Genomic DNA, 21,254 nt, shown 5'->3' with positions numbered 1-21,254 from the left:
AGGTCATCTTGCTCACGCGACATCAGGCCATTCCCTCCAGCCATGCGTTCAGGCTGTTGAAACCGTCCTGATAGGTCCGATCCAGCTGCAACGGTGTAATCGACACGTAACCCTGCATGACAGCGTGAAAGTCCGTACCCGGGCCGCCGTCTTCGACATCGCCGGCAGCCGCGATCCAGTAGCCGGCCTTGCCGCGCGGATCGACCACGCGAACCGGCGCAGCCGCACGGGTGCGATGACCCAGGCGGGTCAGCTGAATGCCGCGAACGTGTTCGAGCGGCAGGTTTGGAATATTCACATTCAATACGGTACGCGGTGGAAGATCGAGCTGCTCATGGGCCTCGACCAAGAGCCGGGCATAGTGCGCGGCAGTTGCCAGGTTATCGGCCTGGCGCGACAAAAATGAAAACGCAAAAGACGGACGCTGCAAAAACCGCCCCTCAAGGGCAGCCGCCACCGTTCCGGAATACAAAACGTCATCGCCCAGATTTGCGCCCAGGTTGATCCCGGAAACCACCATGTCGGGTTCGTTTGCCAGCAGGCCGTTGAGACCCAGATGAACGCAATCGGTCGGCGTGCCGTTGAGGCTGATGAAGCCGTTGTCCAGCGTGTGCGGGTGCAAAGGCCGATCGAGCGTCAGCGAGCTGCTGGCGCCGCTTTTGTCTTGATCGGGCGCGATGACCACACAATCGGCATAGCCGGCGAGCGCGCCATAGAGCGCAGCAAGGCCGGGTGCGGTGACCCCGTCATCATTTGAAATCAGAATACGCATGAGCTGTCCGTCTGTCCTGTCGGCACCAGATCGACGAGTTCACGCACCAATGCGGTGGCGAAGCATCCGGCCGGCAGGACGAATTCCAGTTGCAGAATGTCAGGCTCGGGATAATGCCACGTCAACCGCCCGATGGGCAGTCGCAGGATGCGACGTTCGTGTTCCATTCCCGCTTTTATCAACCAGTTACAGAGCGATGACTCGCGCTGGGCGATGCTGTTTTCGAGCGCTGCCGTGGCGCCCGAGGCTGGCGAGTCCCCCTCCCCCCATTGCGGCCCGGTCGGGTGCAGATCGAGGATCGCCAGCCGAGGGTCGCTGCACTCTGCTTCTGAGGCAGGAAAAAAACTGCGGCTGTCGGTGAACGCGAGCAAGTCGCCTGGCTGGGCCCGCTGCCAGCTTCCGTCCGCGACGCGCGCAGCCAGCACCTGATTGAACAGATAGCTGCGTGCGGTCGATAGCAGGCGCGAACGCACATTGCGCTGTTCCGGCAATGCCTGTCGTTCGGCGTAATGGCGCGCTTCACCGAGATTGCCGCCCTCGTGACCAAACCGCTGGGCGCCGAAATAATTCGGGATGCCGGCCAGCCGAATGGCCTCCAGTCGCGCGTCGAGCGCCGCTTTGTCTGCCTGAAGCTGCGTCAGACGCAAGGTGAATCCGTTGGCGGCGTGGGCGCCGCGTTGCAGCTTGCGTTTATGCCGCTTGCTGTCGAGAATTTTCAGCGTGTCGTTTTCGGCTGAGGACATGTCCGGGTCGGCCTTGCCCGGCAGTTGAATGCTGAACCACTGGCGGGTCAGCGCCTGGCGATCCTTCAAACCGGCGTAACTGACCGTGCGCAGAGGCACGCCTGCGGCCCTGGCCAGTCGGCGAGCCGCTTCTTCGGTGTTCAGACCGCGCTTTTCAACCCAGAGCCACAGATGCTCGCCATCGCCGGACAACGGGATATCCAGCACTTCATCGACCTGAAAGTCTGCGGCGGTGGCTTTCAATACGGCGGTGCCCAACGCATCGCCATAGGCCTTCGGGCCCAGCAGTTCGAGTTCGGTCATGCGGCGATCAACAGTGCGACCGCGTGAACCGCGATGCCTTCTTCACGTCCGGTGAAACCGAGTTTTTCGGTGGTGGTGGCCTTGACGTTGACCTGATCCAGATCGACCTGCAGATCTTCAGCGATCAGCGTGCGCATGGTGTCGATGTGCGGGGCCATCTTCGGCGCCTGAGCGACGATGGTCGCGTCGACGTTACCGACTTTCCAGCCCTTGGCCTGCACTTGCTTGAGCACATGACGCAGCAACACACGGCTGTCGGCACCCTTGAACTGCGGATCGGTGTCTGGAAAATGCTTGCCGATATCACCCAGAGCGGCGGCGCCAAGCAACGCATCGCTCAAGGCGTGCAGCAGGACATCGCCATCGGAATGCGCGAGCAGACCGGACGTGTGCGCGATCCGCACCCCACCCAAGGTAATGAAATCGCCTTCAGCGAAACGGTGCACATCATAGCCGTGGCCAATACGCATAAAAAAACGCCCTGAAAAAGTCAGGGCGTGATTCTACCTACTTTGTCGGACATTAGCCCGCCAACGCACGCGCATGATGTCGCAGATGATCCTCGATGAAGCTGGCGATGAAGTAGTAGCTGTGGTCGTAGCCGGGCTGCATGCGCAACTCCAGCGGATGGCCGACCGCCTTCGCGGCCTGCACCAGCGCTTCGGGCTTGAGCTGATTGGCGAGGAAGTCGTCGCGATCACCCTGATCCACCAGCAAAGGCAGACGTTCGGTGGCCTCTGCGATCAGCACGCTGGCATCCCACTCGCGCCAGCGCGAACGGTCTTCGCCCAGATAACGCGAGAACGCTTTCTGACCCCATGGGCAATCCATGGGATTGCTGATCGGCGAAAACGCAGATACCGACTGATAGCGTCCCGGGTTGCGCAACGCACAGACCAGCGCGCCGTGACCGCCCATCGAATGGCCGCTGATGCTGCGTTTGTCCGAGGCCGGAAAGTGCGCCTCGATCAGGGCAGGCAGTTCGCTGACCACATAATCGTACATGCGATAATGCCGCGCCCAGGGTTGCTGTGTGGCATTCAGGTAAAAACCGGCGCCCAGACCGAAATCATAGGCATTGTCCGGATCACCCGGCACATCGGCGCCACGCGGACTGGTGTCCGGCGCCACGATGATGACCCCAAGCTCGGCCGCAATACGTTGCGCGCCAGCCTTCTGCATGAAGTTTTCATCGGTGCAGGTCAGGCCTGACAACCAGTAAACCACAGGAAGCTTGCCGCCCTGCTCTGCCTGGGGAGGCAGGTAGACCGCAAACACCATGTCGCAACCCAGCACGTCGGAGTGATGTTTGTAACGTTTGTGCCAGCCGCCGAAGCTTTTCTGGCACGAGATGTTTTCCAGACTCATGGGATCGTTCCTCCCAGCCACACACTTCAAACCGCAGGCCGCAAGTCGGCACAATGGCGTGCTCTCTTGGGGCTTGCAGCTTGCAGCTTGGGGCTGCTACTCAGAAGTGAATGACCGAGCGGATGCTTTTGCCTTCGTGCATCAGGTCGAACGCTTCATTGATTTTGTCCAGACCCATGGTGTGGGTGATGAAGGTGTCCAGCGGAATTTCGCCCGTCTGCGATTTCTCGACGTAGCTTGGCAGCTCGGTACGGCCTTTGACGCCACCGAACGCCGAACCGCGCCAGACGCGACCAGTAACCAGCTGGAACGGGCGAGTGGAGATTTCGTGCCCCGAAGGTGCGACGCCGATGATCACCGACTCGCCCCACCCTTTGTGGCAGCATTCCAGTGCAGCCCGCATCAACTGCACGTTGCCGATGCACTCGAAGCTGTAATCCACGCCGCCGTCGGTGAGTTCGACGATGACGTCCTGAATAGGCTTGCTGTGCTCTTTGGGGTTGATGAAGTCCGTGGCGCCAAGTTCGCGCGCCACATCGAATTTGGCCGGATTGATGTCGATGGCAATGATGCGCGAGGCCTTGGCCATTTTTGCGCCGATGATCGCAGCCAGGCCGATACCGCCCAGGCCGAAGATCGCGACGGTCGCACCTTCTTCGACTTTTGCCGTGTTCAACACAGCACCGATACCGGTGGTCACGCCGCAGCCGAGCAGGCAGACCTTCTCCAGCGGCGCTTCCTTGGGAATCTTCGCCAGGGAAATTTCCGGTACGACGGTGTACTCGGAGAACGTCGAGCAGCCCATGTAGTGGTAGACCGGCTCGCCGTTGTAGCTGAAACGCGTGGTGCCGTCGGGCATCAGGCCCTTGCCCTGAGTGGCGCGGACTTTCTGGCAGAGGTTGGTCTTGCCGGACTTGCAGAATTTGCACTCGCGGCATTCGGCGGTGTACAGCGGAATCACGTGGTCACCCACTGCCAGCGAGGTGACACCCTCGCCTACCGCTTCGACGATACCGCCACCTTCGTGCCCGAGAATGCACGGGAACACGCCCTCGGAATCGGCGCCGGACAGGGTATAGGCATCGGTATGGCAGACGCCGGAAGCGACCGTGCGAATCAGGACCTCGCCGGCTTTCGGGGCCTCGACGTCGACCTCGACGATCTGCAGCGGTTGGTTGGGCGCGAAAGCAACGGCAGCACGTGACTTGATCATCATGATCTCCAGCGAAGTAGAAACGAACATGGAGTGTAAAGCAGTGCCGTTTGATTAATAATCCGGCCGAAAGCAAAACATTACTGCTGTACGGGGATAATCGATGTTCGCCAATCGTTGGGAAGGACTGGACGAATTCGTCGCCGTTGCCGAATGCGGGCAATTCACGGCAGCGGCAGAACGTCTGGGCGTGTCGTCGTCCCATGTCAGTCGGCAAATTGCCCGCCTTGAGGAACGTCTTCAGACGCGTCTGCTATACCGCAGCACCCGAAAGGTCGCACTGACGGAAGCGGGACAAACCTTTCTCCACCACTGCCAGCGCCTGCAGGATGGCCGGGAGGAGGCGTTGCGCGCCGTGAGCGACTTGACCAGCGAGCCAAAGGGCCTGTTGCGCATGACCTGCGCGGTGGCCTACGGCGAGCGCTTCATCACGCCGCTGGTGACGCGCTTCATGGATGAGCACCCTCAATTACGCGTGGACATCGAGCTGACCAACAACACGCTGGACCTCCTGCATGAAGGCATGGACCTGGCAATCAGGCTGGGCCGGTTGCAGGAATCCAGACTGGTGGCGACGCGTCTTGCGCCGAGACGAATGTATTTCTGCGCCTCGCCGTCATATCTCGAACGTTATGGACGACCGCACAGCGTGTCGGAATTGACTCGGCATAACTGCCTCATCGGCAGTTCGGACAGTTGGTTATTGCAGCAGAACGGCCGCGAGTTTTCTCAACGTGTGCAGGGAAACTGGCGTTGCAACAGTGGGCAGGCGGTGCTAGACGCGGCGTTGCAAGGGGTCGGGCTGTGTCAGCTGCCGGATTACTACGTGCTCGAACACCTCAAGAGCGGCGCATTGATCTCGCTGCTCGATGCTCATCAGCCGCCGAGCACCGCGGTGTGGGCGCTATACCCGCAGCAGCGGCACCTGTCGCCGAAGGTGAGAAAGCTGGTGGATTATCTGAAGACGGGATTGGCGTTGCGGCCGGAATATCGATGAAGCGCTACGCGAACGTTGTACGAGCATGGCTCGGGTCGGCGTCGCGTGACAAGCACGCTCCACAGAAATCTGCGCATACAACCCGCAACAACCAAGGGCCCGATCAGCGGGAAAAATCACCCCGCCGCTGACGCAGCCATTCCAGGTCCTCCGGCCGGGTGACTTTGATGTTGTCCGCACGGCCTTCGATAAGGCGCGGCGAGTGGCCTGCCCACTCGATCGCCGAGGCTTCGTCGGTGATCGACACATTCGAGACAAGCCCGTCGGCCAGCGCGCGATGCAACGCGCCAAGTCTGAACATCTGCGGCGTGTAGGCCTGCCATATGAAGCTGCGATCCACCGTTTCCGCCACTCGACCACTGGCGTCGGCGCGTTTGAGGGTGTCTTTGGCCGGAACGGCGAGCAACCCGCCGACCGGATCGTCCGCCAGCTCCGCCAGTAGACGGTCGAGATCCGAGCGCGCCAGATTCGGTCGCGCGGCATCGTGCACCAGGACCCAGTCATTGTCATCGGCGCCACTGGCGTGCAGATGAAGCAGCGCGTTGAGCACCGAATCCGCACGCTCCTTGCCGCCAGCGACTGGCTGTATCCGGGAATCCAGCGCGCAAGGCAAGGTAGGCCAATAAGGATCATCCACAGCCAGACTGATCACCAGGCCCTTGAGCCGGGGATGATCGAGAAAGCAAAGCAGGCTGTGTTCAAGAATCGTGAGGCCGCCCAGTTGCAGATACTGCTTGGGACGGTCTGCCGCCATGCGTGCGCCAACGCCCGCTGCGGGAATCACTGCCCAGAAGGCAGGAAGGGATTGAGTCATCACGCCAACATCACTGTGCCAACTGATAAAGGGTCTCGCCGTCCTTGACCATGCCCAGCTCGTGGCGGGCACGTTCTTCAACGGTCTCCAGGCCTTTTTTCAGCTCCAGCACTTCCGCGTCCATGACCCGGTTGCGCTCCAGCAAAGCTTCGTTTTCGGCATGTTGATCGGCGATTTGCTGAGTCAGACTGGCCACCTGCGCAAGACTGCCATTACCCACCCACAGGCGATATTGCAGACCAGCGAGCAGCAAAAGCAGAACGAGGAACAACCAGTTAGGACTGCGCATTATGAATATCTGATACCCGGTGAAGAAGACAGCAAAATCGACCAATTCAAATGCCCAAGAGCCCGGCGGTCACCGGGCTCGTGGATCAGGACATCAGGACACGTCGCGATTTACGCGAAACGCCCTACAGCGCCTGCTGCCTTTTTACCATCTTGCACTTAACCGCGAAACTCGCTGCGGCCACGGTACACAGCTTTTGCGCCCAACTGCTCTTCGATACGCAGCAGTTGGTTGTACTTGGCGATACGATCGGAGCGGCTCAGGGAACCGGTCTTGATCTGGCCTGCCGAAGTGCCCACTGCCAGATCGGCGATGGTGGAATCTTCGGTTTCGCCGGAGCGGTGCGAGATCACAGCGGTGTAACCGGCAGCCTTGGCCATCTGGATGGCTTCCAGCGTTTCGGTCAGGGTGCCGATCTGGTTGAACTTGATCAGGATCGAGTTACCGATTTTCTTCTCGATGCCTTCTTTCAGGATCTTGGTGTTGGTCACGAACAGGTCGTCGCCCACCAGCTGGATCTTGTCGCCGATCTTGTCGGTGAGAATCTTCCAGCCGTCCCAGTCGGATTCGTCCAGGCCGTCTTCGATCGAGATGATCGGGTGTTTGCTGACCAGATCGGCCAGATAGTCGGCAAAACCGGCGGAATCGTATTCGCCTTCTTCGCTCAGGGTGTACTTGCCGTTCTTGTAGAACTCGCTGGCAGCGCAGTCCAGTGCCAGGGTCACGTCGGTGCCCAGCGTGTAGCCGGCGTTCTTCACGGCCTCGGCGATGGCGTCCAGTGCGTCGGCGTTGGAGTTCAGGTTGGGCGCGAAGCCACCTTCGTCACCCACGGCGGTGTTCAGACCGCGTGCCTTGAGCACGGCTTTGAGGTGGTGGAAAATCTCGGTGCCCCAGCGCAGGCCTTCGGCGAAGGTCTTGGCGCCCACTGGCTGAACCATGAATTCCTGGATGTCGATGTTGTTATCGGCATGCTCGCCACCGTTGATGATGTTCATCATCGGGACCGGCATCGAGTAGACACCTGGCGTGCCGTTGAGGTTGGCAATGTGCGCGTACAGCGGCAGATCCTGATCCTGAGCGGCAGCTTTGGCAGCGGCCAAAGAGACAGCGAGAATGGCGTTGGCGCCCAGGCTGGCTTTGTTTTCGGTGCCGTCGAGCTGGATCATCGCGTGGTCCAGTGCCTTCTGGTCAACCGGATCCTTGCCCAGCAGCAGGTCGCGGATCGGGCCGTTGATATTGGCCACAGCCTTGAGAACGCCTTTGCCCATGTAACGGCTCTTGTCGCCATCACGCAGCTCAAGTGCTTCACGCGAGCCGGTGGAAGCACCGGACGGCGCGCATGCACTGCCGATGATGCCGTTGTCGAGGAGCACATCTGCTTCCACGGTGGGATTGCCACGGGAGTCGAGAACTTCACGACCTTTGATGTCGACGATTTTTGCCATTGTTGTTAACACTCCAAGATTGACGAAAACGACGCAGCAGGGAAAACGATTCGGCGTCTCAGGGCTCTAGGACAACGGGCAGGCCCCAAAACGACAAATTTCCCGATCCATTGGTCGGGAAAATAACGAACGGCACTCTACCGGAGGGCTCGGCGCCGGTGAAGCGGGTTTTTAAGCCGTTTCGATCGTCGGGAAGGCCTTGACCAGATCGTCCAGCGCCTTGAGCTGAGTCAGGAATGGCTCGAGCTTGTTCAGACGCAGCGCGCATGGACCGTCGCATTTGGCGTTATCCGGATCCGGATGGGCCTCGAGGAACAGCCCCGCCAGGCCCTGACTGATGCCGGCCTTGGCCAGATCGGTGACCTGAGCACGGCGACCGCCAGCGGAATCGGAACGGCCGCCCGGCATCTGCAACGCGTGCGTCACGTCGAAGAACACCGGGTATTCGAAGGCTTTCATAATGCCGAAGCCGAGCATATCGACCACGAGGTTGTTGTAGCCGAAGCTCGAACCACGCTCGCACAGGATCAATTGGTCATTACCCGCTTCTTCACACTTGTTCAGGATGTGTTTCATTTCCTGAGGCGCGAGGAACTGGGCTTTCTTGATATTGATCACGGCGCCGGTTTTGGCCATCGCCACGACCAGATCGGTCTGGCGGGACAAGAAAGCCGGCAGCTGAATGATGTCGCAGACTTCGGCAACGGCAGCGGCCTGATCCGGTTCGTGCACGTCGGTGATCACCGGCACGCCGAACGTGCTTTTGATCTCTTCGAAAATGCGCATGCCCGCTTCCAGGCCCGGGCCGCGATAGGACGTCACGGAAGAACGGTTGGCTTTGTCGAAGCTGGCCTTGAAAACGTAAGGGATCCCGAGCTTCTCGGTCACCCGCACGTATTCCTCACAGACCTGCATGGCCATGTCACGGGATTCCAGGACGTTCATGCCACCGAACAAAACCATTGGCTTATCGTTGGCGATGTCAATGCCCTTGTCGGCGGAGCCGACGCGGATGATTTTCTGTGCCATGTAATGAATTCCCTATCAGGCGTTCTTCTGATGTTGAGCGAGCGCTGCCTTGACGAAACCACTGAACAGCGGGTGGCCATCGCGAGGCGTGGAGGTGAATTCTGGGTGGAACTGACAGGCTACGAACCACGGATGATCGGCAGACTCGACCACTTCGACCAGCGCGCCGTCGCCGGAGCGACCGGACACTTTCAGGCCGGCTTCGATCAGTTGCGGCAGCAGCTTGTTGTTCACCTCGTAGCGGTGACGGTGACGCTCGACGATGACGTCGTTGGCGTAGCAATCGTGTACCAGGGAGCCGGGCTCAAGCTGGCATTCCTGCGCGCCCAGGCGCATGGTGCCGCCCAGATCGGAGGCTTCGGTGCGGGTTTCGACTGCGCCGGTCGCGTCTTCCCACTCGGTGATCAGACCCACGACTGGGTGCCCGCTGGTGCGGTCGAACTCGGTGGAGTTGGCGTCTTTCCAGCCCAGCACGTTACGTGCGAACTCGATGACGGCCACCTGCATGCCCAGGCAGATGCCCAGGTACGGAACCTTGTTTTCGCGAGCAAACTGCACCGCCGTGATCTTGCCTTCGACGCCGCGCAGACCGAAGCCGCCCGGCACCAGGATGGCATCCACGCCTTCGAGCAGGCCGGTGCCCTGATTCTCGATGTCTTCGGAATCGATGTAGCGCAGGTTGACCTTGGTGCGATTGGTGATGCCGGCATGGCTCATCGCTTCGATCAGCGATTTGTAAGCGTCCAGCAGTTCCATGTACTTGCCGACCATGGCGATGGTGACTTCGTGCTCCGGATTGAGCTTGGCATCGACAACCTTGTCCCACTCGGACAGGTCGGCGCCGGCGCATTGCAGACCGAAACGCTCTACGACGAAATCGTCCAGGCCTTGCGAATGCAGGATGCCCGGGATCTTGTAGATGGTGTCGGCATCTTCCAGCGCGATGACTGCACGCTCTTCGACGTTGGTGAACTGAGCGATCTTGCGGCGCGACGAGACGTCGATGGCATGGTCGGAACGGCAGATCAGCACATCAGGCTGCAGGCCGATGGAGCGCAATTCCTTGACCGAGTGCTGGGTAGGCTTGGTCTTGGTTTCGCCGGCAGTGGCGATGTAGGGTACCAGCGTCAGGTGCATCAGCATCGCGCGCTTGGCGCCGACTTCGAAGCGCAACTGGCGGATGGCTTCCAAGAATGGTTGTGATTCGATGTCACCCACGGTGCCACCGATTTCCACCAGGGCCACGTCGGCATCGCCGGCGCCCTTGATGATGCGACGCTTGATCTCATCGGTGATGTGCGGAATCACCTGAATGGTCGCACCCAGGTAATCACCACGGCGCTCTTTGCGCAGGACGTGTTCGTACACACGGCCAGTGGTGAAGTTGTTGTTCTGGGTCATGGTGGTGCGGATGAAACGCTCGTAGTGACCCAGGTCCAGGTCGGTCTCGGCGCCGTCGTGGGTGACGAACACTTCACCGTGCTGGAACGGGCTCATGGTGCCCGGGTCGACGTTGATGTAGGGGTCCAGCTTGAGCATGGTGACCTTAAGTCCCCTCGCCTCCAGGATGGCCGCCAATGAAGCCGAGGCAATGCCTTTCCCCAATGAAGAAACAACACCGCCCGTGACGAAGATGTAGCGCGTCATGAAAAACCCTAGAAGTCTGCGTTAAAGCGGTCAGAGCCGCCGGGGAAAGCGAAGGAAGGCCGAAGCCCCCGATGACCTGCGTGTCTCACAGTGCTGTTCAGAATCTGTTGCGCCAGAAAAAGCGACTGACCACAGTAAGGTCTGTCCATTGCTCGCCACATTTTGAGAATCGCCCAGTAAAGACTGGCTGGTCATCGGCAACTTGCATCGTTCCGGAAGGATCGACATAAGCTGTATCAAGAAGGGAGCGTAGTCTACCGGAAACGCCCTTTCAGCTCAAACTTTGGTCATTCGTCGGTGGCTGCCAGTGCAATCGCCAGTCGCCACGGGGCCCGGCGTCCAGTCCGGGCAAGTTGGCCACGGCCAATAATTGCTCACCGCGATAGAGCAGCGGCAATCGGCCGCGCAAAAAAACCGGTACGCCTTTTTCGTTGAGCAGACGCTTGAGATCCCGGCGCCCACGGTCGGGCACATCGAAGGTCTCTCCGCCCTGCCGATAGTGGACGTGCAAGCCGCCAACGGGTGCCGAACCGACGATCTGCAACATGCCGTTGCCGGGCAGCGCCAGCGGCTGAGAGGACAGCGACCAGTGCTGCGAGCCGGCGACATCCTTGAGCCAGATCCCGGACAACCACCAGATCCGCCCCTCGGCGCGATGCACCTGACCGTCAGCGAGGCGCCAGATCGGACGGCCGTCAGGGCCTGCATCACGCAACGAATCCCAGCCTGCCCAGTGATCGGTATCCGGTAAACGGGTCAGAGGTGTCAGCCAGTGGCGTAAGGCATTGCGCTGCCTGGCGTCCGATAACATCTCCAGCGGCCCCAGTTCCAGCGACGGCAGATCCAGCCACGGCCACGGACACGGCGTTTCGGCCTGAGCCAGATCCTGCTGCGCCAGCTCGACCAGCAACGCCTGCGCCTCAGCCAGATGTGCAGCGCTGCGGGTCATACTGGCCACGGCCTGCGGCCAACGCGCCGTCAGCATGGGCATCACGTGATTGCGCAGGTAGTTGCGTGAAAAGCGGCTGTCATGATTGCTCGGGTCCTCGATCCAGCTCAGACCCTGCTCCCGGGCATACGCTTCCAGCGTTGTTCTGGACTCCTCGAGCAACGGACGAAACAGTCGACCCTCCCCGACGATTCGTGCCTCAGGCATCGCCGCCAGACCACGCACGCCTGCGCCGCGCAACAACCGGAACATCAGCGTTTCAGCTTGATCATCGCGGTGCTGCGCAGTGAGCAGCACTTCGCCACGCTCAAGGACGTCATTAAAAGCGTCATAACGGGCATTGCGCGCGGCTTGCTCGAGGCTCGCGCCGGGCTTCACGGTAACGTCGATGACCTGCAACGGTACGCCCAGAATCTGACAGACCTGACGACAATGTCCCGGCCAGGACTTGGCCACAGCCTGCAGGCCGTGATGAACGTGAATGGCAATCAAAGGGGGAAGGCGCTGTTGTTTCGAGAGATCCGACAGCAGATGCAGCAGGACGGTGGAATCCAGACCACCGGAGAAGGCGATGCGCCAGGCCGCTGCGTCGCGCCAGGGGGACAGGCGCGACAGCAGACGCTTGGATAAGTCTTTCTTGATGTCCGGCTTGGTCATGCGGGTCAACCTTTCAAGCTGGCCGGACCTCAGAAAAAGACTCCGGTTATACGCCGTAACTCATCAGGCGCTCGTAGCGGCGAGCCAACAGCTCATCGTTACCGAATTTCTTGAGCATTGCCAACTGACTGCTCAACTCTTCACGAATCGATGCAGCGGCGGCGGCCGGATCACGATGTGCGCCACCCAATGGCTCGTTGATCACCTTGTCAACGATACCCAACCCTTTCAAACGCTCGGCGGTAATGCCCATCGCTTCAGCGGCATCCGGCGCCTTCTCGGCCGTTTTCCACAGGATCGAGGCGCAGCCTTCCGGCGAGATCACCGCGTAAGTGGAATATTGCAGCATGTTCAACTGGTCGCAGACACCAATCGCCAGCGCGCCGCCTGAACCACCTTCACCGATGACGGTGGCAATGATCGGAGTCTTCAGGCGGGCCATGACGCGCAGGTTCCAGGCAATCGCTTCGCTCTGGTTGCGTTCTTCAGCGTCGATGCCCGGATAGGCGCCCGGCGTGTCGATGAAGGTCAGGATCGGCATCTTGAAGCGCTCGGCCATTTCCATCAAACGGCAGGCCTTGCGGTAGCCTTCCGGACGCGGCATGCCGAAGTTGCGGCGAACCTTCTCGCGCACTTCGCGGCCTTTCTGATGACCGATCACCATCACAGGCTGATCGTCGAGGCGAGCAATGCCGCCGACGATTGCCGCGTCGTCGGAGAAGTGGCGATCGCCATGCAACTCGTCAAACTCGGTGAAGATGTGTTCGATGTAATCCAGCGTGTACGGACGACGCGGATGACGCGCCATGCGCGCGATCTGCCAACTGGTCAGGTTGCCGAAAATGCTTTCGGTGAGCGTATTGCTCTTCTCTTGCAGTCGAGAGATTTCGTCGCCGATGTTCAGCGAGTTGTCATTGCCTACCAGACGCAGCTCTTCAATCTTGGCTTGCAGGTCAGCAATCGGCTGTTCGAAATCCAGAAAATTCGGGTTCATAGGCATCCGTCTTGGGTCGACGGCCAAGAGGCCGGCCGGTTGATCCGTAAGCGCCATACCTTAAAGGAGCAGGCGCCTTTCGGTCGAGTTTAAAAAATTCTGAGCTGATCAGCGTTCAGCGATACTGCAGGAAGACGTTCTCTCGTCCGAACTGGTCACGCAGGGCCTGAATCAGGCTGTCTGCGGGATCGATCCGCCACGCTTCGCCAAACTGCAACAACGCCTTGGCCTCCTGCCCGGTGTAATCGAGCGTGATCGGACACGCTCCCCGGTGCTTCCTGCACAGGTCGCCCAGCCAGCGTAGACGATCGCCCTTGAGCGCTTCGCTATGCACGGTCAGACGCAAACTTTCGGCCAGCCCCGTACGCGCCTCTTCCAGGCTCATCACCCGTTTGGCACGCAAACGCAGGCCGCCGGAGAAATCATCGGAGCTGACTTCCCCCTCCACCACCACCATCGCGTCGGTCTGCAGCAGCGACTGGGCCGAATGGAACGCATCGGCGAACAGCGACGCTTCGATGCGTCCGGAGCGGTCATCAAGGGTGATGAAACCCATCTTGTCGCCCTTTTTGTTCTTCATCACGCGCAGCGCGATGATCAGCCCCGCCACGGTCTGAGTGTCCCGCGCCGGTTTCAGATCGACGATACGCTGACGGGCGAACCGTCTGATCTCACCTTCGTATTCGTCGATCGGATGCCCCGTGAGGTACAGGCCCAGCGTTTCCTTTTCGCCGCGAAGGCGCTCCTTGAGAGTGACCTCCTTGGCATTGCGATGGTTCGCATAAACATCGGCGTCCGCTTCGACGAACAAACCGCCAAACAGATCGGCATGACCGCTGTCGTGACTGCGCGCGGTCTGCTCGGCGGCCTGGATCGCTTCTTCCAGAGCCGCCAGCAGGACGCCGCGGTTGCGGTCGATGTTGGCTTGATACTGTTTGGGCTCCTCAAAGAAGAACGGGCCCAGACGGTCCAGCGCGCCGCTGCTGATCAGGCCGCCCAAGGTGCGTTTGTTGACGCGCTTGAGGTCGATGCGCGCACAGAAGTCGAACAGGTCCTTGAACGGGCCCGCCTGACGCGCTTCGGTGATCGCCTCGACCGGCCCCTCGCCGACGCCCTTGATGGCGCCGAGGCCGTAGACAATGCGGCCTTCGTCGTTCACGGTGAACTTGAATTCCGAGTTGTTCACATCCGGCGCGTCCAGGCGCAGCTTCATGGTCCGCACTTCTTCGATCAAGGTCACGACCTTGTCGGTGTTGTGCATGTCCGCCGACAACACGGCGGCCATGAACGGCGCCGGATAGTGCCTCTTCAGCCACGCGGTCTGGTACGAAACCAGCCCGTATGCCGCGGAGTGGGACTTGTTGAAGCCGTAACCGGCGAATTTCTCAACAAGGTCGAAAATGTTACCGGCAAGGTCCGGGTCGATGTTATTGGTCTTGCAGCCTTCGATAAAGCCGCCGCGCTGCTTGGCCATCTCCTCGGGCTTCTTCTTGCCCATGGCGCGACGCAGCATGTCCGCACCGCCCAGGGTGTAACCGGCCATGACCTGAGCGATCTGCATCACCTGTTCCTGATACAGGATGATGCCGTAGGTCGGCGCCAATACCGGCTTGAGCCCGTCGTACTGGTAGTCGACGTGCGGGTACGACAGCTCGGCCCGGCCGTGTTTGCGGTTGATGAAGTCATCCACCATGCCCGATTGCAACGGGCCCGGGCGAAACAGTGCCACCAGTGCGATGAGGTCTTCAAGGCAGTCGGGCTTGAGCTTTTTGATCAGCTCCTTCATGCCGCGGGATTCGAGCTGGAACACCGCCGTGGTTTCGGCTTTCTGCAACAGGTCGTAGGTCGGCGCGTCGTCCAGCGGGATGAACGCGATGTCCAGCGGCTCCTCGCCCACCTTGGCGCGGTCGCGGTTGATGGTTTTCATCGCCCAATCGATGATCGTCAGGGTGCGCAGGCCGAGGAAGTCGAACTTCACCAACCCGGCAGCTTCGACGTCATCCTTGTCGAACTGGGTCACCAGACCGCTGCCCTCTTCGTCGCAATAAATGGCCGCGAAGTCGGTGAGTTTGGTCGGCGCGATAACCACGCCACCGGCGTGCTTGCCGACGTTACGCACTACGCCTTCGAGCTTGCGCGCCATCTCCCAGATTTCAGCGCCTTCCTCGTCGTTCTTGAGGAAGTCACGCAGGATTTCTTCCTGTTCGTAGGCCTTTTCCAGGGTCATGCCGACTTCGAACGGGATCATCTTCGACAGACGATCCGCCAGGCCGAATGACTTGCCCTGCGCCCGCGCCACGTCGCGCACCACCGCCTTGGCCGCCATCGAACCGAAGGTAATGATCTGGCTCACCGCATTGCGGCCGTATTTATCGGCCACGTACTCGATCACCCGGTCGCGGCCGTCCATGCAGAAGTCGACGTCGAAGTCGGGCATCGATACCCGCTCGGGGTTCAGGAACCGTTCGAACAGCAGGTCATATTGCAACGGGTCCAGGTCAGTGATCTTCTGCACGTAGGCAACCAGCGAACCGGCACCCGACCCGCGGCCCGGCCCCACCGGCACGCCGTTATTCTTGGCCCACTGGATGAAGTCCATCACGATCAGGAAGTAACCGGGGAATCCCATCTGGATGATGATATCCAGTTCGAAATTCAGACGGTCGACATACACCTGTCGCTTGGCTTCATAGTCGGGTGTGGTTTCCTTGGGCCACAGCACCGCGAGGCGCTCCTCGAGGCCTTCGAACGACACTTTGCGGAAATACTCGTCGATGGTGAGGCCATCGGGGATCGGGAAGTTGGGCAGGAAGTGTTTGCCCAGCTTCACCTCGATGTTGCAGCGCTTGGCGATCTCGACCGTGTTGGCCAGCGCGTCCGGCAGATCGCTGAACAGCTCAGCCATCTCCTCGGCGCTTTTGAGGTATTGCTGATCGCTGTAATTGTGCGAACGACGCGGGTCGTCCAGCGCCCGGCCTTCACCGATGCAGACGCGCGTCTCGTGTGCTTCGAAATCTTCCTGCTTGATGAAGCGCACATCGTTGGTCGCCACCAGTGGCGCGCCGTGCCGGTCGGCCAGGGCGACGGCGGCGTGCAGGTGCTCTTCATCGTTGATACGGTTGGTGCGCTGGACCTCGATATAAAAACGGTCCGGGAAAACGGTCATCCATTCTTTAAGCAGGTGATCAGCCTCAGCCGGATTACCGCCCAGCAAGGCCATGCCGATTTCGCCTTCTTTGGCCGCCGACAAGGCAATCAAGCCTTCGCTGGCTTCGGCGACCCACTCGCGCTCGATCACCACCAGACCGTTACGCTGACCATCCATGAATCCGCGCGAGATCAGCTCGGTCAGGTTCAGGTAGCCTTTCGGGTTCATCACGAGCAGGCTGAGGCGGCTGAGCGGCGCATCGCGATCACGACCCGCGAGCCAGATGTCAGCGCCACAGATCGGCTTGATTCCCGCGCCCATGGCCGCTTTATAGAATTTGACCAGCGAGCACAGGTTGTTCTGGTCAGTCACCGCTACCGCAGGCATGTTCATGCCGGCCAGCGCCTTGACCAGCGGCTTGACCCGGACCAGACCGTCAACCAGAGAGTATTCGGTGTGCAGGCGTAGATGAACGAAAGAAGCCGGCATGGGTGATCCTAATAGCGCACAGAAAACGAAGGCCGGATTGTACCGGCCTCAGGAAAAACATTCGATAAGCCAAACGACCCTGTCAGCAGTACGAAGTGTGTTGCAGTGGACGGGAGCACCCGTATCCGCCATTGGCGGGCGGTGAGGCTATCCCTGTTGCTGAAATGCCTCTGGTCGGGATGGCCGGCAGATTGAAGCCGCTGCTGCGCAGCGTCGGTGCCGGCATCAACTCAGCGGCAGCGAGGTAAAACCTGTAGCGATCATCATGTCCCGCGCCTCGTACGCCGCACGTACAGGGGCAAAGGATCGCCGGTGAATCGGCGTAGGTCCCAGTCGCGCCAGGGCTTCCAGGTGGACCGGAGTAGGATAGCCCTTGTGCCCGCCAATGCCGTAACCGGGATACAGCAGCTCCATCCTCGCCATCTCGCGGTCGCGGCTCACCTTCGCCAGGATCGACGCTGCGGCGATGGCCGGGACCTGGGCGTCGCCCTGAATGACCGGCGCACAGGGAACCGAAAGCTGCGGACAGCGATTGCCGTCGATCAGTGCCAGTTTAGGCACGATGAGCAACCCTTCGACGGCACGCTTCATGGCCAGCATGGTGGCGTGCAGGATATTGAGCTCGTCGATTTCTTCCACTTCTGCCCGTGCAATGTGCCAGCACAACGCCTTTTCGCAGATCTCATCGAACAGTTTTTCGCGCTTGGCTTCGGTGAGTTTTTTCGAGTCGTTGAGGCCCAGAATCGGGCGTTTCGGGTCCAGGATGACAGCAGCCGTGACGACCGCGCCGCACAGTGGACCGCGACCGACTTCGTCGACACCGGCCACCAGATCCTCGACCAGATTGAAGTCCAGACCCATCTGCATTGATTGCACACTCATTGTGAAGGTGACGCGCCGATCAGGTTCAATACCGCTTCCGCAGCCTGATTGGAGGCATCACGACGCAAGGTTCGGTGAATTTCGTCGAAGCCGGCGGTCTGCTCCGCGCCGTTGTCGAGCAATGGCAGCAGCGTCTGCGCCAGTGCCTGCGCGGTCGCAGCGTCCTGCAGCAGTTCTGGAACCAGCAAACGCCGGGCCAACAGATTCGGCAGCGACACGTACGGACTTTTTACCATCCGCTTGAGTATCCAGTAAGTCAGCGGCGCCAGACGATAGGCAACCACCATCGGTCTTTTGTACAGCAGCGCCTCCAGCGTGGCGGTGCCGGAGGCGATCAGCACCGCATCGCACGCCGCCAGCGCCAGATGAGACTGACCGTCGAGCAGCGTCAGCGGAAGATCTCGCCCCTGCAGCAATTGCTCGATCTGCGCCCGGCGTTGAGGGCTTGCGCACGGCAGGACGAAACGGATGCCGGGGCGCAATGCCAGCAGTCGCTCGGCAGTGTCGAAAAACAACGCGCCCAGGCGGCCGACTTCGCCTGCACGACTGCCAGGCATCAGTGCAACCACCGACCCGTCGCCCAGCCCGAGTTGCGCTCGAGCGTCGGCGCGATCGGCGTGCAGCGGAATGGTGTCAGCCAGCGGATGCCCGACGAAGCGCACCGGAACGCCTTTTTCTTCGTAGAACCGCGCCTCGAACGGCAACAGCGTAAGCATCAGATCGCAACCTTCGCGGATCTTGAAGACGCGTTTCTGCCGCCACGCCCAGACCGACGGGCTGACATAGTGAACGGTCTTGATGCCCGCCTGACGCAGTTTGAGTTCGATATTGAGCGTGAAATCCGGGGCGTCGATGCCGATGAACACATCGGGCCTGGCATCGATCAGGCTCTGGATCAGCAGTTTGCGGCGAGCGAGCAGCTCCTTGAGTCGGCCCAGCACTTCGACGAGGCCCATCACCGACAGACGCTCCATGGGAAAGCTGGACTGCATGCCCTGCGCTTCCATGAGCGGGCCGCCGACGCCGATGAACTGCACATCAGGGTGGCGCGCCTTGATTGCGCGCATCAGACCCGAACCTAGGATGTCGCCAGAGGCTTCTCCGGCGACCAGCGCTATCCGCAAGGCACTCATGATTAACGGGTGATGCCGCGGGTCGAGGTCTGAATGGACTCAAGGAACAACGCGACTTCGGGGAACTGCGCCGCGGGTTCGGCCAGCTCGACGATCGCCTGTTCCACCGTCAGCCCTTGACGATATACGGTCTTGTAAGCGCGGCGCAGCGCGTGAATCGCGTCGTCCGAGAAGCCACGACGGCGCATGCCTTCGAAATTCATGCTGCGCGCTTCGGCAGGGTTACCGAACACGGTGACGAACGCCGGAACGTCCTTGCCGATCGCGGTGCCCATGCCTGAGAAGCTGTGGGCGCCGATGTGGCAATACTGATGCACCAGCGTAAAACCGGACAGGATCGCCCAGTCATCGACGTGAACGTGCCCGGCCAGTGCCGTGTTGTTGACCAGGATGCAATGGTTGCCGATGACGCTGTCGTGACCGATATGAGCGTAGGCCATGATCAGGTTGTGATCGCCAATCGTCGTTTCGGCGCGATCCTGGATGGTGCCACGGTGAATGGTCACGCCTTCACGGATCACGTTGTGATCACCGATCACCAGCCGCGTCGCCTCACCTTTGTACTTCAGATCAGGCGTGTCCTCACCCACCGAGGAGAACTGGTAGATGTGGTTGTTCTTGCCGATTTTGGTCGGGCCGCGCAGGATCACGTGCGGGCCTATCACTGTACCCTCGCCAATTTCCACACCGGGTCCGACGATCGACCACGGGCCGACCTCCACATTGTCGGCCAGCACGGCCGTCGGATCGATGATTGCGCGAGAGTCAATCAAACTCATAGCTTACGTTCCGCACAGATGATTTCGGCGGAGCAGACCGGCTTGCCGTCTACCGAAGCCTGGCACTCGAACTTCCAGATCTGACGCTTGCAGCTGATGAATTTGGCTTCAAGGATCAGTTGGTCGCCCGGCAGCACGGGCTGGCGGAAACGCAGCTTGTCGGAGCCGACGAAATAGTAGAGCGTGCCATCGGCAGGCTTCACGTCAAGCATCTTGAAACCCAGGATACCCGCCGCCTGCGCCATGGCTTCGATGATCAGCACACCCGGCATGATCGGATGCTGGGGGAAATGCCCGTTGAAGAATGGCTCGTTGATGCTGACATTCTTGTAGGCACGAATGCTTTTATTCTCAACATCCAGCTCCACCACACGGTCCACGAGCAGGAACGGGTAACGGTGAGGCAGATATTCGCGGATTTCGTTGATGTCCATCATTTCGAGAGGAAGCCTGTAGTAAAGATTGGGAGTGCGACTAACGCGGCACCCCTCTAGCAAATCAAGGAGGCAGTTATCGGCTGTGCACGCTTGATAAGAAAAAGGTATCAGCCATCAGATGACGCTTTACCGCCTGAGGTCACTGCCTCGACAATCTTTTCCAGCTGTTGCAGTCGTCGCGACATGTCGTCGAGCTGACGGATCCGTGCTGCACTCTTGCGCCATTCCGCAGCCGGCTGCATCGCCGTCCCCGAAGAGTAGGAACCAGGCTCGGTGATCGAACGGGTCACCATGGTCATCCCGGTGATGAAAACGCCGTCACAGATTTCGATGTGCCCTACAAGCCCGACACCGCCTGCCAGCATGCAATGCTTGCCGATTTTGGCGCTGCCGGAAATGCCGACACAGGCCGCCATGGCCGTGTGATCGCCGACCTGCACGTTGTGGGCGATCTGAATCTGGTTGTCCAGTTTCACGCCATTGCCGATACGCGTGTCGTCCATGGCCCCACGGTCGATGGCGGTATTCACGCCGATCTCCACGTCGTCACCGATGGTCACGCCACCGATCTGCGCGATCTTCTGCCAGACGCCTTTTTCATTGGCAAAGCCGAAGCCTTCACCGCCGAGCACGGCGCCGGATTGAATCACCACCCGCTGCCCGATACGCACATCGTGATACAGCGTGACGCGCGGAGCCAGCCAGCCACCCTCGCCGATCACGCTGCGTGCGCCGATGAAGCAGTGAGCGCCGATAGTCACGCCTGCCGCAATCCGGGCGCCGCTTTCGATGACGGCATAAGGACCGACGCTGGCGGCCGCGTCGACCACCGCATCTTCAGCGACAACCGCAGTGGGGTGGATGCCTGCTGCCGCCTTGGGTTTGGGATCGAACAGGTGAGAAATGCGCGCGTATGCCAGATAGGGGTCGGCGATCATCAACGCGTCGCCCGCATACCCCTCGGCATCCGCCGGCTTGAGCAGCACGGCAGCGGCCTGCGTGGCAGGCAGGAATTTGCGATATTGGGGATTGGCCAGGAAACTGACCTGAGTTGGACCGGCCTCCTGCAAGGTGGCCAGTCCAGTGATCTGCTTGTCCGCCGGGCCACGCAACGTGGCGCCGAGGAACTCGGCCAACTGGCCGAGTGTGATGATCGCGGTCATGAA

At 60.4% G+C, this 21,254-nt stretch carries 19 protein-coding genes; 1 reads left to right on the top strand and 18 read right to left on the bottom strand.

Going from position 1 to position 21,254, the window contains the following annotated elements; all coding sequences use genetic code 11:
• Positions 1-22 precede the first annotated feature (22 nt).
• The 5 genes from surE to BMZ10_RS14475 form a co-directional block, all read right to left on the bottom strand.
• Complete coding sequence (gene surE / locus BMZ10_RS14495; RefSeq protein ID WP_093463383.1) at positions 23-772, bottom strand: 5'/3'-nucleotidase SurE; 750 nt, start codon at positions 770-772, stop codon at positions 23-25.
• Positions 760-1,818, bottom strand: coding sequence for a tRNA pseudouridine(13) synthase TruD (truD, locus tag BMZ10_RS14490; RefSeq protein ID WP_093463380.1), 1,059 nt, complete (start codon positions 1,816-1,818; stop codon positions 760-762). The genes surE and truD overlap by 13 nt, the downstream gene beginning before the upstream one ends.
• The gene (ispF, locus tag BMZ10_RS14485; protein ID WP_093463377.1) at positions 1,815-2,288 is read right to left on the bottom strand and encodes a 2-C-methyl-D-erythritol 2,4-cyclodiphosphate synthase; all 474 of its coding nucleotides are present in this window, start codon (positions 2,286-2,288) and stop codon (positions 1,815-1,817) included. The genes truD and ispF overlap by 4 nt, the downstream gene beginning before the upstream one ends.
• A 52-nt stretch (positions 2,289-2,340) precedes the next feature.
• On the bottom strand, positions 2,341-3,186 hold the full coding sequence (gene fghA, locus BMZ10_RS14480) for an S-formylglutathione hydrolase (RefSeq protein WP_093463373.1): 846 nt from the start codon (positions 3,184-3,186) through the stop codon (positions 2,341-2,343).
• A gap of 100 nt (positions 3,187-3,286) precedes the next feature.
• On the bottom strand, positions 3,287-4,399 hold the full coding sequence (locus BMZ10_RS14475; protein WP_093463370.1) for an S-(hydroxymethyl)glutathione dehydrogenase/class III alcohol dehydrogenase: 1,113 nt from the start codon (positions 4,397-4,399) through the stop codon (positions 3,287-3,289).
• A gap of 103 nt (positions 4,400-4,502) precedes the next feature.
• Here BMZ10_RS14475 and BMZ10_RS14470 point away from each other — a divergent pair, with 103 nt between their 5' ends.
• Positions 4,503-5,396, top strand: a complete 894-nt coding sequence (locus BMZ10_RS14470) for a LysR family transcriptional regulator (RefSeq protein WP_093463367.1) — start codon at positions 4,503-4,505, stop codon at positions 5,394-5,396.
• Positions 5,397-5,499: 103 nt separating this feature from the next.
• Here the strand turns inward: BMZ10_RS14470 and ispD are convergent, their stop codons facing one another.
• The 13 genes from ispD to lpxD all read right to left on the bottom strand — a co-directional run bounded on the left by ispD (position 5,500) and on the right by lpxD (position 21,251).
• A complete protein-coding gene (gene ispD, locus BMZ10_RS14465; RefSeq protein ID WP_093463364.1) occupies positions 5,500-6,210 on the bottom strand; it encodes a 2-C-methyl-D-erythritol 4-phosphate cytidylyltransferase in 711 nt (236 codons plus the stop codon).
• A gap of 10 nt (positions 6,211-6,220) precedes the next feature.
• The gene (ftsB, locus tag BMZ10_RS14460; protein WP_093464171.1) at positions 6,221-6,499 is read right to left on the bottom strand and encodes a cell division protein FtsB; all 279 of its coding nucleotides are present in this window, start codon (positions 6,497-6,499) and stop codon (positions 6,221-6,223) included.
• A 158-nt stretch (positions 6,500-6,657) separates the two neighbouring features.
• The gene (gene eno / locus BMZ10_RS14455) at positions 6,658-7,944 is read right to left on the bottom strand and encodes a phosphopyruvate hydratase (protein WP_093463361.1); all 1,287 of its coding nucleotides are present in this window, start codon (positions 7,942-7,944) and stop codon (positions 6,658-6,660) included.
• Positions 7,945-8,115: 171 nt separating this feature from the next.
• Positions 8,116-8,973 carry a 3-deoxy-8-phosphooctulonate synthase gene (gene kdsA, locus BMZ10_RS14450; RefSeq protein ID WP_093463358.1) on the bottom strand — a complete coding sequence of 286 codons (858 nt, stop codon included), beginning with the start codon at positions 8,971-8,973 and terminating at the stop codon, positions 8,116-8,118.
• A gap of 15 nt (positions 8,974-8,988) precedes the next feature.
• Positions 8,989-10,620: a CTP synthase gene (locus tag BMZ10_RS14445; RefSeq protein WP_093463355.1), complete on the bottom strand. Its 1,632-nt coding sequence runs from the start codon at positions 10,618-10,620 to the stop codon at positions 8,989-8,991.
• A gap of 271 nt (positions 10,621-10,891) precedes the next feature.
• Positions 10,892-12,226: a tRNA lysidine(34) synthetase TilS gene (gene tilS / locus BMZ10_RS14440; protein WP_093463352.1), complete on the bottom strand. Its 1,335-nt coding sequence runs from the start codon at positions 12,224-12,226 to the stop codon at positions 10,892-10,894.
• 46 nt (positions 12,227-12,272) lie between these two features.
• Entirely contained in the window at positions 12,273-13,220 is a 948-nt protein-coding gene (accA, locus tag BMZ10_RS14435) for an acetyl-CoA carboxylase carboxyl transferase subunit alpha (protein WP_093463349.1), read from the bottom strand.
• Positions 13,221-13,335: 115 nt separating this feature from the next.
• The gene (gene dnaE / locus BMZ10_RS14430) at positions 13,336-16,857 is read right to left on the bottom strand and encodes a DNA polymerase III subunit alpha (RefSeq protein ID WP_093463346.1); all 3,522 of its coding nucleotides are present in this window, start codon (positions 16,855-16,857) and stop codon (positions 13,336-13,338) included.
• A gap of 225 nt (positions 16,858-17,082) precedes the next feature.
• Positions 17,083-17,724 (bottom strand): ribonuclease HII, encoded by a 642-nt coding sequence (gene rnhB / locus BMZ10_RS14425; protein ID WP_093463343.1) that lies wholly within the window; start codon positions 17,722-17,724, stop codon positions 17,083-17,085.
• Positions 17,725-17,735: 11 nt separating this feature from the next.
• On the bottom strand, positions 17,736-18,872 hold the full coding sequence (lpxB, locus tag BMZ10_RS14420) for a lipid-A-disaccharide synthase (RefSeq protein WP_371265971.1): 1,137 nt from the start codon (positions 18,870-18,872) through the stop codon (positions 17,736-17,738).
• A gap of 2 nt (positions 18,873-18,874) precedes the next feature.
• On the bottom strand, positions 18,875-19,651 hold the full coding sequence (lpxA, locus tag BMZ10_RS14415) for an acyl-ACP--UDP-N-acetylglucosamine O-acyltransferase (RefSeq protein ID WP_093463337.1): 777 nt from the start codon (positions 19,649-19,651) through the stop codon (positions 18,875-18,877).
• Positions 19,648-20,088, bottom strand: a complete 441-nt coding sequence (gene fabZ, locus BMZ10_RS14410; protein ID WP_093463334.1) for a 3-hydroxyacyl-ACP dehydratase FabZ — start codon at positions 20,086-20,088, stop codon at positions 19,648-19,650. The genes lpxA and fabZ overlap by 4 nt, the downstream gene beginning before the upstream one ends.
• A 107-nt stretch (positions 20,089-20,195) precedes the next feature.
• Positions 20,196-21,251: a UDP-3-O-(3-hydroxymyristoyl)glucosamine N-acyltransferase gene (lpxD, locus tag BMZ10_RS14405; RefSeq protein WP_093463331.1), complete on the bottom strand. Its 1,056-nt coding sequence runs from the start codon at positions 21,249-21,251 to the stop codon at positions 20,196-20,198.
• Between the last annotated feature and the right edge of the window lie 3 nt (positions 21,252-21,254).

The organism is Pseudomonas sp. NFR16 (assembly GCF_900108875.1).
Lineage (GTDB): Bacteria > Pseudomonadota > Gammaproteobacteria > Pseudomonadales > Pseudomonadaceae > Aquipseudomonas.
Note: the sequence above shows the minus strand (reverse complement) of the source record. Positions and strands in the feature narration are given on the sequence as shown.